At 62.2% G+C, this 13,188-nt stretch carries 10 protein-coding genes; 5 read left to right on the top strand and 5 right to left on the bottom strand.

The window, feature by feature from the left end:
• The first annotated feature begins 9 nt into the window (after positions 1-9).
• Both ACYG9Z_RS00605 and ACYG9Z_RS00600 read left to right on the top strand, forming a co-directional pair.
• Entirely contained in the window at positions 10-801 is a 792-nt protein-coding gene (locus ACYG9Z_RS00605; RefSeq protein WP_023688421.1) for an ATP12 family chaperone protein, read from the top strand.
• A gap of 181 nt (positions 802-982) precedes the next feature.
• Entirely contained in the window at positions 983-2,869 is a 1,887-nt protein-coding gene (locus ACYG9Z_RS00600; RefSeq protein WP_023682590.1) for an MFS transporter, read from the top strand.
• 93 nt (positions 2,870-2,962) lie between these two features.
• Here ACYG9Z_RS00600 and ACYG9Z_RS00595 read toward each other — a convergent pair whose 3' ends face one another.
• The gene (locus tag ACYG9Z_RS00595) at positions 2,963-3,160 is read right to left on the bottom strand and encodes a DUF2735 domain-containing protein (RefSeq protein ID WP_023688422.1); all 198 of its coding nucleotides are present in this window, start codon (positions 3,158-3,160) and stop codon (positions 2,963-2,965) included.
• 316 nt (positions 3,161-3,476) lie between these two features.
• Here ACYG9Z_RS00595 and ACYG9Z_RS00590 point away from each other — a divergent pair, with 316 nt between their 5' ends.
• Entirely contained in the window at positions 3,477-4,517 is a 1,041-nt protein-coding gene (locus tag ACYG9Z_RS00590; protein WP_023691256.1) for a glutamine synthetase beta-grasp domain-containing protein, read from the top strand.
• 137 nt (positions 4,518-4,654) lie between these two features.
• On the opposite strand, the gene glnA is transcribed toward ACYG9Z_RS00590, so the two are convergent.
• Positions 4,655-6,064 carry a type I glutamate--ammonia ligase gene (gene glnA / locus ACYG9Z_RS00585; RefSeq protein ID WP_023672775.1) on the bottom strand — a complete coding sequence of 470 codons (1,410 nt, stop codon included), beginning with the start codon at positions 6,062-6,064 and terminating at the stop codon, positions 4,655-4,657.
• 58 nt (positions 6,065-6,122) lie between these two features.
• Positions 6,123-6,461: a P-II family nitrogen regulator gene (locus ACYG9Z_RS00580; protein ID WP_006205430.1), complete on the bottom strand. Its 339-nt coding sequence runs from the start codon at positions 6,459-6,461 to the stop codon at positions 6,123-6,125.
• Between the two features lie 383 nt (positions 6,462-6,844).
• On the opposite strand from ACYG9Z_RS00580, the gene ACYG9Z_RS00575 reads away from it, so the two are divergent.
• Both ACYG9Z_RS00575 and ACYG9Z_RS00570 read left to right on the top strand, forming a co-directional pair.
• Positions 6,845-8,398 carry a bifunctional ADP-dependent NAD(P)H-hydrate dehydratase/NAD(P)H-hydrate epimerase gene (locus ACYG9Z_RS00575; protein ID WP_023743040.1) on the top strand — a complete coding sequence of 518 codons (1,554 nt, stop codon included), beginning with the start codon at positions 6,845-6,847 and terminating at the stop codon, positions 8,396-8,398.
• Entirely contained in the window at positions 8,395-10,395 is a 2,001-nt protein-coding gene (locus tag ACYG9Z_RS00570; RefSeq protein ID WP_023752305.1) for a hypothetical protein, read from the top strand. Before ACYG9Z_RS00575 ends, ACYG9Z_RS00570 begins: the two co-directional genes overlap by 4 nt.
• 25 nt (positions 10,396-10,420) lie before the next feature.
• Here the strand turns inward: ACYG9Z_RS00570 and ACYG9Z_RS00565 are convergent, their stop codons facing one another.
• On the bottom strand, positions 10,421-11,491 hold the full coding sequence (locus tag ACYG9Z_RS00565) for a M48 family metallopeptidase (protein WP_023752304.1): 1,071 nt from the start codon (positions 11,489-11,491) through the stop codon (positions 10,421-10,423).
• 8 nt (positions 11,492-11,499) lie between these two features.
• Positions 11,500-13,032, bottom strand: a complete 1,533-nt coding sequence (locus ACYG9Z_RS00560; RefSeq protein ID WP_023752303.1) for an acyl-CoA carboxylase subunit beta — start codon at positions 13,030-13,032, stop codon at positions 11,500-11,502.
• Positions 13,033-13,188 lie beyond the last annotated feature (156 nt).

Here is a 13,188-nt window from a genome sequence, read left to right as displayed (position 1 = left end):
AGTTCGACCATGCGTGACATCCTCAACGACCTCGAAGCGGGAAAGCATCTGTCCGATCCGGATCCGGTCCGCCGCGCCCAGATCCAGATGAAGACGCACCTGCCGAAGCGCTTCTACAAGGACGTGTCGGTCGTAGCTGTGGAGGACGGTTTTGTCGTCCACCTCGATGGCAAGCCGGTGCGCACGCCGGGCAAGGCGCTGCTGGCGCTGCCGACCGAAAAGGCCGCCGCCCTGGTCGCCAATGAGTTCGCTGCACAGGGCGAGACCATCGACCCGGTCACGATGCCGGTGCTGCGTCTGGTCAACACCGCCATCGACGGCGTCGCCAGCGACCCGCAGGCGGTGCTGGAGGACGTCTTGCGCTTCGCCTCGTCCGATCTGACCTGCTACCGCGCCGACGCGCCGCAGGGGCTGGTCGAGCGGCAGAACCAGCATTGGGATCCGGTGATCGACTGGGCGAGGGCGACATTAGGGGCTCGGTTCAACCTCGCCGAGGGCATCATCCATGTCGAGCAGCCGCGCGAAAGCCTCGCCGTCCTCGGCGCCCATCTTGCCCAGCGTGCCGAGCCGCTGCGGCTGGCTGCAATCCATGTCATGACTTCGCTGACCGGGTCGGCGCTGCTGGCGCTGGCGGTCGATTACGGCGCGCTCGACGGCGACGCGGCCTGGGCCGCCGGCCATGTCGACGAGGACTGGCAGGTCGAGCACTGGGGCCAGGACGCCGAGGCTGTCGCACGCCGCTCGGCCCGCAAACGCGACATGATGGCGGCCGTCGGCCTGCTCGACGCGCTGAAGACCTGATCCTCGGCCTTTTGCCGCACTGCACCTAATACCAAAGTCATAAATCCAAGGTCTGTCTGCCTCCGGCGGTCGCTTTCTGTCATTTTTTACGCCGATGGCTGGTTCGAGTCGCGTTCAGAGGGAACGCCGACGATGACGCCCAGCCTCGAGGACAGACGGGATTTCACGGGAGGACAGTTCAATGGCATTGGCATCGACCGCCGGCGGAGCCAGCCGCGGCATGACACGAGAGGAGAAGAAGGTCATCTTCGCCTCCTCGCTGGGCGCGGTTTTCGAATGGTATGATTTCTATCTCTACGGAGCGTTGGCCGGCGCGATCGGCTTGACCTTCTTCAACTCGTTTCCCGAAAGCACCCGCTACATCTTCACGCTGCTGGTCTTCGCCGCCGGCTTCATCGTGCGCCCGTTCGGCGCGCTGGTGTTCGGCCGCATCGGCGATCTCGTCGGCCGCAAATACACATTCCTTGTCACCATCATGATCATGGGTCTGTCGACTTTCCTTGTCGGCCTGCTTCCGGGCTCAGAGACACTGGGCATTCTGGCGCCGATCCTGTTGATCGCGCTGCGCATGCTGCAGGGCCTGGCGCTTGGCGGTGAGTACGGCGGCGCCGCGACCTATGTCGCGGAACATGCGCCGGATGACCGTCGCGGCTTCTACACGTCATGGATCCAGACGACGGCGACGCTCGGCCTGTTCCTGTCGCTGATTGTCATCCTGCTGGTGCAGAATTCTGTAAGCAAGGACGCCTTCAACGCCTGGGGATGGCGCATTCCTTTTCTGGTCTCGGCCATCCTGCTCGGCATTTCGGTCTGGATCCGGCTGTCGCTTTCGGAATCGCCGACCTTCCTGCGCATGAAGGAAGAGGGCAAGAGTTCCAAGGCGCCGCTGTCGGAAGCCTTCGGCCAGTGGAAAAACGCCAAGATCGCCATCCTGGCGCTGTTCGGCCTCACCGCCGGTCAGGCCGTGGTCTGGTACAATGGTCAGTTCTACGCACTGTTCTTCCTGGCCAATGTGCTCAAGGTCGACGCGCAGTCGGTGAACATCATGATTGCCATTGCGCTGGCACTCGGTACGGGCTTCTTCGTCTTCTTCGGCTGGCTGTCCGACAAGATCGGCCGCAAGCCGATCATCATGGCCGGCCTTGCGCTGGCGGTCGTCACCACCTTCCCGCTGTTCAAGGCGTTGACCTGGGCCGCCAATCCGGCGCTCGCCACCGCACAGCAGAACACGCGCGCCACGGTGACGGCGGCTCCGGGAGACTGCAACTTCCAGTTCAATCCGACCGGCACGCGCGTACCGGTCAGTTCGTGCGATATCGCGACCGATTTCCTTGCCAAGAACTCGGTGCCTTACGACATCGTCTCGACGGCGGCGGCGGGGACCCCGGCGAGTGTCATGATCGGCAGCGAAACCGTGGCGTCTTATGATGCCAAGGCCGCGGGCGACAAGAAGGCTGCCAGCGACGCTGCCTTCAAGAAGGGTATCAATCTCGCGCTTCAGGGGGGCGGTTATCCGCTGAAGCGTGCTGCCGCCAAGGTTGCCGACCAGAAGCTCGACGCCTTTGTCGCGGCCAATCCTGAACTGAAGCTCGACGCGGCAGCCATCCGCGCCGGCGAAAAGACCGCGGTCCCGACCGAACAGGCGATCAAGGACAAGGTGCTGACCAAGGACGAAGCCGCGGGCGCCACCGAGGTGACCGTCTACAGCGTTCCGGCAGCGGGCGCGTTCGCGATGTTTGCCGACCCCGCACAGGTCAACTGGGCCAAGGTCATTGGCATCCTGTTCATCCTGGTCCTCTACGTGACCATGGTCTACGGGCCGATCGCGGCAATCCTGGTCGAGATGTTCCCGACCCGCATCCGCTACAGCGGCATGTCACTGCCCTATCACATCGGCAATGGCTGGTTCGGCGGCCTGCTGCCCGCGATCGTGTTCGCGTTCAGCGCCTACAAGGGCGATATCTATTACGGCCTTTGGTATCCGGTGGTGATCGCGGCGGTGACGCTGATCATCGGCATGATCTTCGTCAGGGATACGCTCGGCACCGACCTGCATACCAAGCAGTAGCCGACGGCTCTGTATCAAACACAAACCCGGCGCGAGCGATCGCGCCGGGTTTTTGATTTGTGGGCCTGTTCGATCTATCAGCGCGGAAGACGCCTAGCTCTTGCGAGGCTGTTCGGCCTCCGCAATGGCGGCCTCATGATACCAGGCCTCGCCATGGGCAAGCGGGTGATCGCGCAGCGAAGCAAGCTCTGCCGCAAACTTGGCCTTTACGCCTAAATTTGAGGCAGTTACACGCGATGCCGCCGGGAATATCAGGATTTTGGCCGACGGACGGGCTGAGGTGATTTCCATGGTCGGTCTCCTTTCTTCTGGAGAGGCTCTTCGATTCATCTTTCCATCAAGGTAGGTCCTGCAATCCTTTTAGGCAAGATGCCTAAAGAAAGATCTGCATTTGCCTGTTATTTAAGCAAATTCTGCCTTTGATTGATCCGGGCGCATTGCTTAGGCGGCTTGCCATCACCGGCGGGATGAAAGGGCATTTTTGCCGCACCCTGACCAACTGATGTGGCACACGATTTGCATTTTATCGACCGGCAGCTGGGCTGCTGGATGGCTCGGCGCGCCGGCGTCATCCAGGTTCGGTGATCAAGCAACGAGAGGCTCTAGAATGACGAAATACAAGCTCGAGTATATCTGGCTCGATGGTTACACGCCGGTCCCCAATCTTCGCGGCAAGACCCAGATCAAGGAGTTCGCCGAGTTCCCGACGCTCGAGCAGCTGCCGCTGTGGGGCTTCGACGGTTCTTCGACGCAGCAGGCCGAAGGCCACAGCTCCGACTGCGTGCTGAAGCCGGTCGCCGTGTTCCCGGATCCGGCCCGCAGCAATGGCGTGCTGGTGATGTGCGAAGTGATGATGCCAGATGGCGTGACGCCGCATGTGTCCAACAAGCGCGCCACCATCCTCGACGACGAGGGCGCCTGGTTCGGCTTCGAGCAGGAGTATTTCTTCTACAAGGACGGCCGTCCGCTCGGCTTCCCCGAGAGCGGCTATCCGGCGCCGCAGGGCCCGTACTACACCGGCGTCGGCTATTCGAATGTCGGCCCGATCGCGCGCCAGATCGTCGAGGAGCATCTCGACCTTTGCCTCGCAGCAGGCATCAACCATGAAGGCATCAACGCCGAAGTGGCCAAGGGCCAGTGGGAATTCCAGATTTTCGGCAAAGGCTCCAAGAAGGCCGCCGACCAGATGTGGATGGCCCGCTATCTCTTGCAGCGCCTGACCGAAAAGTACGAGATCGACATCGAGTATCACTGCAAGCCGCTCGGCGACACCGACTGGAACGGCTCGGGCATGCACGCCAACTTCTCGACCGCCTATATGCGCGAAGTCGGCGGCAAAGCCTATTTCGAAGCGCTGATGGCTCAATTCGACAAGAACCTGATGGACCACATCGCCGTCTACGGCCCGGACAACGACAAGCGCCTGACCGGCAAGCATGAGACCGCTCCGTGGAACCGCTTCAGCTACGGCATCGCCGACCGAGGCGCCTCGATCCGCGTGCCGCATTCCTTCGTCAACAATGACTACAAGGGTTACCTGGAAGACCGCCGTCCGAACTCGCAAGGCGACCCCTACCAGATCGCTTCGCAGATCCTGAAGACCATCGCGGAGGTTTCGACCAGCGCGCAGGTTTCGGCGGCTGCCTAAGCATCTATAGCGGCGCAGGCTTCGTAAGCCTGCGCCGTAGCCTGCTGCTACCACGTCTACGGTCTGCTATTGGTCAAACAAAAACACCGGCGTCTGAACTGACGCCGGGGTTTTTCCTTGTCGCTGAGGCTTATCGTTCAGACCGAATAGTACATGTCGTATTCGACCGGATGCGGGGTCATTTCGAAGCGCATCACTTCGGCCATCTTGAGCTCGATATAGCTGTCGATCTGGTCGTCGTCGAAGACGCCGCCGGCTTTCAGGAAGCCGCGGTCCTTGTCCAAGCTTTGCAGCGCTTCGCGCAGCGAACCGCAGACGGTCGGAATCTTCTTCAGTTCCTTCGGCGGCAGATCGTAAAGATCCTTGTCCATCGGCTGTCCCGGGTGGATCTTGTTCTTGATGCCGTCGAGGCCGGCCATCAGCATGGCGGCGAAAGCGAGGTAGGGGTTCGCGCCCGGATCGGGGAAGCGGACCTCGACGCGCTTGGCTTTCGGCGACGAGCCGAACGGAATGCGGCAGGAGGCCGAACGGTTGCGCGCGGAGTAGGCGAGCAGCACCGGGGCTTCATAGCCAGGCACAAGGCGCTTGTAGGAGTTGGTCAGCGGGTTGGTGAAGGCGTTGATGGCCTTGGCGTGCTTGATGATGCCGCCGATGTAGAACAGGCACGACTCCGACAGGCCGGCATATTCATTGCCGGCGAAGGTCGGCTTGCCGTTCTTCCAGATCGACTGGTGGACGTGCATGCCCGAGCCGTTGTCGCCGAAAATCGGCTTCGGCATGAAGGTGGCCGTCTTGCCATAGGCGTTGGCGACCTGGTGCACGACATATTTGTAGATCAGCATCTTGTCGGCGTTGCGGACCAGCGTGTCGAACTTGATGCCGAGCTCGTGCTGGGCAGCGGCAACCTCGTGATGGTGTTTTTCGACGCGCACGCCCATTTCGGCGAGCACGGTCAGCATTTCGGAGCGCATGTCCTGCGCGCTGTCGATCGGCGGCACAGGGAAGTAGCCGCCCTTGACGCGCGGGCGGTGGCCGAGATTGCCGGTCTCGTAGTCGGTGTCGTCATTGGACGGAAGTTCGGTCGAGTCCAGCTTGAACCCGGTGTTGTAGGGATCGGCCTTGTACTTGACGTCGTCGAAGACGAAGAACTCGGCTTCGGGGCCGACATAGATGGTGTCGCCGATGCCTTCGGCCTTCATGTAGGCCTCGGCCTTCTTGGCAGTGCCGCGCGGATCGCGGTTGTAGGATTCGCCGGAGACCGGATCGAGAATGTCGCACAGGATGACCATGGTCGACTGGGCGAAGAACGGATCCATGTGGACGGTGTCCGCATCGGGCATCAGCACCATGTCGGACTCGTTGATCGCCTTCCAGCCGGCGATCGAGGAGCCGTCGAACATGACGCCGTCGGCGAACATGTCTTCCTCGACCTCGATGACATCCATCGTCACGTGCTGCAGCTTGCCCTTCGGATCGGTGAAGCGCAGGTCGACGAATTTCACGTCGTTGTCCTTGATCTGCTTCATGATGTCTTTGGCTGTCGTCATGTCGTTTCTTCCCTGTGTGATGACGTTTCGAGGAGACGTTAATCTGAAATCAGAAAGCTCAGACGGCGTCCATCCCCGTTTCGCCGGTGCGGATGCGAACGACCTCCTCGATGTTGGAGACGAAGATCTTGCCGTCGCCGATGCGGCCGGTCTGCGCCGCCTTGCGGATGGCTTCGATGGCGCCTTCGACGGCGTCGTCGCCCAGCACGACTTCGATCTTCACCTTGGGCAGGAAGTCGACGACATATTCGGCGCCGCGATAGAGTTCGGTATGGCCTTTCTGGCGGCCAAAGCCCTTGGCCTCGGTCACGGTAATGCCTTGCAGACCGGCCTCCTGAAGCGCTTCCTTCACTTCGTCTAGCTTGAACGGCTTGATGATCGCTTCGATCTTTTTCATGTAAAAAGTGGCCTCCACTGCCAAAAAACGGGTTGTGCGCCCCGCTTGCGCCTCCATCAAGCACGAACCGTGCCAATTTCAGCCCACGCGAAGCGGTTTCGCGCAATTCCAATGCCGCGCCGCGCCGGGATGCACATTCGCGTCATCCTCTGCTTCGGCTGCGGCAAATCTGCCCGAAGCCTACACATTGCCGCTTCGGGCGTCTGCACGATAATTAGGCAGATTGCGCATTTTGCAGGCCCGCGCGGATCCGTGGCACCAGTCTGCGAAAGGATTGGCCGCACGCCAACGCAGCACCTGGCCGTTTGCTTCGAATCCGAAACTGGACAATGCTCGATAGGGACAAAGGGTCGGCCTTGAACGAAATGCGGGATCGGCAATCCATGAGCAATGAAGTCCTGTCGCCGGCCGAGATGGGCGAGGTCGACCGGCTGGCGATCGCGGCCGGTCCGCTCGACGGCTATGGCCTGATGCAGCGCGCCGGCGAAGCGGTCGCTGCTGTGGTCCTGGCACGCTATCCCGCAGCAAGCCGCGTGCACGTGCTGTGCGGCCCCGGCAATAATGGTGGCGACGGCTATGTTGTAGCGCGGTTGCTGGCCGAGGCTGGTGTGAATGTGACGCTCTGGGCCGAAGGCAAGCAGAAGCCCGGGAGTGATGCGGCGCGAGCTTCCGAGGCCTGCAATCTGCCGGTCGAGCACATCGGACACTGCTACCCGGAACCGGGTGAAGTCGTCGTGGACGCGCTCTATGGTGCGGGATTGTCGAAGAAGATATCCCTGCATGCCTCTGCCGTCTCAGGATTGGCCGCGGCGGAGCGCGTGCCTGTGGTGTCAATCGATCTGCCTTCTGGTGTGTCGGGCGAGACCGGCTTGAGCAACGCTTATTTCAAGGCCGACGTGACGGTGACGTTCGTGCGGAAAAAGCCCGGCCATCTGCTGATGCCGGGGCGCAGCCTCTGCGGCGAGATCATCGTCGCCGATATCGGCATTCCGGATGCGATCGTCGATGAGTTCAAGATCAAGACGTTCGAGAACACGCCTGACTTCTGGCTATACTGTTTTCCGAAAACGGCGGTCGATACACATAAGTATAAGCGCGGCCACGTCAGCGTCTTTTCCGGCGGGCCGAGCGCGACAGGTGCGGCGCGGCTGTCGGCGATGGCTGCAGCCAGAGCCGGGGCAGGGGCGGTGACCGTGCTCTCGCCTGAAAATGCCATGCAGGTAAACGCCGCGCATCTGACATCGATCATGCTGCGCGAGGCCGGTTCGATGGAGGAAGTGCAGGAATTTTTGTCGGCGAGGCACCCCGAAGTACTTGTGTTCGGACCAGGGCTCGGGCCGAAACCCAAAGTGGGGGATTTCGCGTTGCAATTGATCGCGACGGTCGCTGACCTAAACCGCACGTCGACGAGTTCATTCGGAATTCAGCGCCCTGCCATTGTCTTGGATGCTGACGCCATCACGTCATTGGCGCATCAGCCTCAGGCCCTGTTCGACGCCGCGCTGCTCCCGTTGGCGCCGGTATTGGTGCTGACGCCGCATGAAGGCGAATTCGCCAGACTTTTTCCCGACATCGCGAAGGACAAGAAGCAGTCGAAACTCGCCAAGGCGCGCGCAGCCGCTGAACGAGCCAACGCCATCATGGTCTACAAGGGCGCCGACACCGTCATCGCGGCGCCGGACGGCCGCGCGGTGATCAACGCCAATGGTGCACCATGGCTCGCCACCGCCGGTTCCGGCGACGTGCTGGCGGGCATTGTCGCCGCGCTGCTGGCGCAGGGCATGCAGGCATTCGAGGCCGCCTGCGCAGCGGTCTGGATCCATGCCGAGGCCGGCAGCCGCTTCGGACCGGGTCTGATCGCCGAGGATCTGCCGCTGGCGCTGGTGCCGGTGCTGCGTGAACTTGTCGAGGCACGGCAGAAGGTGCCGATCGGATGAAGCGTTTCGCGCTCGCCATTGCAGCCATCATCGCGCTGTTCGCCTCGCATGGCGTGCGCGCTGAGCAGCCGGTGACCATCGTCGACGATCCGGCGGTGCTCGCCGCCCTCGATGCCAAGGGGTTTGGCTTCGCCGGCATTTTCGCCGTCGACGGCGCGGACGATCTGAAGACGCTCTACAGTGAGGTGCCGGCCTATCGTGCTGTTGTCGACATGGTGGCGACCGATATTGCCACGCTGCGGGCCGAGATAAAGGCCGGCGGGCGCACGCTCTACGAGGTGACCGACGGCAATGTCGGCCGCATCATGGATATGCGCTGGCTGAAGACCGAGGCCGCGCGCTTCCGCCTGGTCGGCGTCGTCAACCGGCTGGACCGGCGTGACTTCACCGCGCTGCAAGGTGACAAGAGCTGTGGCGAGGTGCGCTTTGTCTATCGCCTGGCCTACAGTTTCCGCAAGAACGGCAAGGTTCTGGCATCGCGGCTGCCATTCAATTTCAACGCCGTCTACAGCGTGGCGCCGGATGCCGATGGCGGCTGCGTCGGCGTTGCCGGGCGCTGGACACCGCAGATCGACGAAAACGTCGATGCCGGCTGGCTGGTCGGCGGGCCGCTGGCACCGGAGGAACTGACTTTCAAACAGCTCGAACTCAACGCGCAAGTGGTGCGCTTTCCCTCGGGCCAGGAGACCGAGTTCGGCGGGCAGGCGGCCTATCTGATGCGGATCTTCGGCATCGATGGCGCTGCCATCAGCGAGAAGCCGCTGGAGAATACGCCTGACGTTGCGCGGCTCTCGGACAATGCTGCACTCAAGAAAAGGCTCGCCGACTACGTCAGCGCCAATGTCGCGGCCGTCGATCTCGGCGTCTACGAAATCCCCGACGAATTCCTGGCGAAGAAAATCATCTCGTGGTCGACCTTCGGCAGCGCGAGACGGGCCAACCATCCGTTCACGCCGCTGTTCCAGCCAGCGGATTTCGCCGGCCTGGACTATGCGGCGCTGAAACTGGTGCGGACACCGGAGGCGCTGGTCGAGCGGCTGGACAATGGCGCCTGCCAGGGCTGCCACCAGGCAGGCTCGACGGCCGGCTTTCACTTCATCGGCCTCGACGACAAAACGACGTCGCCTCTCAACCGGATCGAGGTCGGCATCTCGCCGCATCTCCATGCCGAGATTCCGCGACGTGAGGCCTGGCTGCGCGCGACGGAAGAAGGCAAGGAGCCGAACCGCTACCGGCCGCTGTCCTTCGCGCCGCCGGCGACATGGACCGATGCCGGCGATGTCGGCTACGCCCCGGCCGAGATCGCGATGCCGTGCCTGATGCCGGATGATGCAAAACGCTTCGGCGCGACTTGGCAATGCGGTGGCGGCACCGTCTGCACGCCGCTGGCGACGGCCTCAGGCGTGCGCACCACGCTGGCGCAATGTCTGTTGCCCAAGGACAGTCCAAAGATGTTTTCGGGCCATCCCTGCCTGACCGGGTCGATCTCCAGCAACCCGTCTCAGCCGTTCAACGACCGCTACAAGATCACCGGCCAGTTCGCCGCTTTTGCGCCGACCCTTTCGCGGACCGCCTACACCTGCCGGCCACCGAAAATCGGCGTACCGGCAGGCATCGCTTATCGCGCCTGCGACGACAAGGACCGCAGCTTCGCCGCCTTCAAGACGGGCAAGCCGATGCCATCGGAAATTTGCGGCATGGTCGGCGGCAAGAAATTCGACACCTGCGTCGCCACCAACAATTTCGACCAGTGCCTCGGCGGCGCGGTCAACCGCGGCAACCGTCCAGCCTGCTCGGCTGATCATTTCTGCCGCGAGGACTTTATGTGCCAGTCGCTGCCGCCGGACACGCCGGGTGCTGCCAAGGTGAAAGGCATCGGCTACTGCTCGCCGACCTATTTCATCTTCCAGATGCGCATCGATAATCACGCGACGCCCTGGGCGAGCGCGACCAGCGCCCCCAGGGATGCGGGGTTCGGGGCGGCGGAAGAGGAGTGAGCCTGGGAGTTGGGCGACCACCAGTTCAGCGCTGCAGATAGTCTTCCATCCGCGCAGTCCATTTGGTGTCAAATTCCGAAATATGGCGCTGTGCTACGCTCGAGTTCAGCAGCGTCGAGAGCGCGGTCACGGCGATCGGGTCCAGGTCGGGCGGCTCCGTGTAGCCAAGCGCCGCCAGCCGTTGAGCCCATGATGGATGGGTGGACTTTGCGTCATCCGGGCTTGCCCACGCCTTGCGGGCGCAAACATTGAGGCAAATGGGTTCTCGCAGCTGGCCGGCAGCTTCCAGCATGCGCTCGAGCGGCGGTCGCGGCGGACGCAAAGCACCTCGCAATTCATGCTGCAAAGGGTCATAGACCGTCTCCGTGAAATGCACGTCTGCCGTGGCAAGAAGCAACAGCGCCCGTGCGGCGTGCTCGGCGTCGCCGGAGGATGCCGCGTCTCGATCTGCCTTGATCTCCGCTTCGCGCGAAAGCCGGATTTCTTCCCGCTCGAACGATTGCGACAGCCAGCCGATAGCGGCGTGGAGCAGGCTGCCTGTGATCGTGGTTCCGGGCGGGGCATACTCGAAGACAAATCCGAAACCGTTTTCGAACTCAGCGAGATTGAGGCTGCCATTGGTATCCTTGTTGCGCACATGCGCGTCCTCATGGGCAAGGATCGCGGCAAGCGCTCTTTCATTGGTCACTGCGAGGAGAGGGATGCCAATGGTTAGAAACAGCCGATTGCCGAGAAGGCCGAGAAGCGTGCGCTCTTCGCGCACGCTGGCGTTCAGGTTGCCCTCTAGTATGACAACCGTGCGCGCAGCACGGCGCGGTCCGGCGACGCTCCGCCACAGCGCCCACAGGCCGGGCGCTTCTGCTTCACTGACGCCTTTGATCTTGCTGCATCGGAAGCCCGCAAACAATGTGCCGAACAGAAATGCCAAGGCCGTGGTGGCGATCGGCATGGCGACAAAGCCGCTGGCGATAAACCAGATCGGATGGTTGTCGAGCAGGGACATCCAGACGCAGAAGATGACGAGGGCAGGAACAACGAAAAACAGGATCGTGAACCTGCCAAACCGCCGACCGGCGCTGATGATCAGTCGCGACATTGGATGTATTACAACGGGATGTTGTCGTGCTTCTTCCAAGGGTTCTGCATGTCCTTGTTGCGCAGCATGCGCAGTGCCCGGGCAATGCGGCGGCGGGTCGAATGCGGCATGATCACCTCGTCGACATAGCCGCGTTCGGCGGCGACGAAGGGCGACAGGAAGCGGTCTTCGTAAGCCTTTGTGTGAGCTGCGATCTTTTCGGCGTCGCCGATATCCTTGCGGTAGATGATCTCGACCGCGCCTCTCGCCCCCATCACCGCGATCTGCGCCGTCGGCCAGGCATAGTTCATGTCGCCACGCAGGTGCTTTGAGGCCATCACGTCATAGGCGCCGCCATAGGCTTTGCGGGTGATGACGGTGATTTTCGGCACGGTCGCCTCGGCGTAGGCAAACAGGAGTTTCGCGCCATGCTTGATCAGGCCGCCATATTCCTGCGCGGTGCCGGGCAGGAAGCCCGGCACGTCGACGAAGGTGACGATGGGAATGGAAAAACAGTCGCAGAAGCGCACGAAGCGCGCCGCCTTGCGGCTGGCGTCGGAATCGAGCACGCCGGCCAGCACCATCGGCTGGTTGGCGACGAAGCCGACGGTACGGCCCTCGACGCGGCCAAACCCGGTGACGATGTTCTTGGCGAAGTTCTGCTGGATTTCGAAGAAGTCGCCTTCGTCGGCAACTTTGAGGATCAACTCCTTGATATCATAGGGCTTGTTGGCGTTGTCCGGGATCAGCCGGTCGAGCGACAGATCGTGGTCGGTGACCGACTGGTAGCACTCGATCTCAGGAAGCTCCGACGTGTTGGACGCCGGCAGCAGATCGACCAGCCGGCGCATCTGCAACAGCGCCTCGACGTCATTGTCGTAGGCGCCATCGGCGATCGAGGATTTGGTCGTGTGGACGGACGCGCCGCCAAGGCTCTCGGCCGTCACCGTCTCGTTGGTTACGGTCTTCACCACATCCGGCCCGGTGACGAACATATAAGAGGTGTCGCGCACCATGAAGATGAAGTCGGTCATCGCAGGCGAATAGACGTCGCCGCCGGCGCACGGCCCCATGATCACGGAAATCTGCGGTATGACGCCGGAGGCCAGCACGTTGCGCTGAAAGATCTCGGCATAGCCGCCAAGCGCCGCCACGCCTTCCTGGATGCGGGCGCCGCCGGCGTCGTAGATGCCGATGATCGGCGCGCGGTTGCGTAGCGCCATCTCCTGCACCTTGATGACCTTTTCGGCGTGAGCCTCCGACAGCGAGCCGCCGAAGACGGTAAAGTCCTTGGCGAACAGATAGACCGGACGGCCATTGACGGTGCCCCAGCCGGTGACGACACCATCGCCGGCGATCTTGGTCTTCTCCATGCCGAAATCGGTCGAGCGATGCTCGACATACATGTCGAACTCCTCGAACGAGCCTTCGTCGAGAAAGACCTCGATACGTTCGCGCGCCGTCAGCTTGCCCTTCTTGTGCTGGGCGTCGATGCGGGTCTGGCCGCCACCCATGCGGGCGATCTCGCGGCGGCGCTCGAGTTCCTTCAGCACGTCCTTCATCGCTCGGTCTCCAGAAATGGAAGCTGCATTTGTGGTAATGATGCCTGCAGGCGTGTGCAAGCGCCGCTTTCGGCCTCGATTATTGCGCTGCAACATGTGGCCCCTTGCATTCCGGAGCGAACTCAGCCATATGCAGCCCATAGGCGCTTGGGCCGG

The sequence above is a fragment of the Mesorhizobium sp. RSR380A genome, from assembly GCF_054719385.1.
The sequence above is the reverse complement of the archived record's forward strand: the minus strand, read 5'-3'. Positions and strand labels throughout refer to the sequence as shown.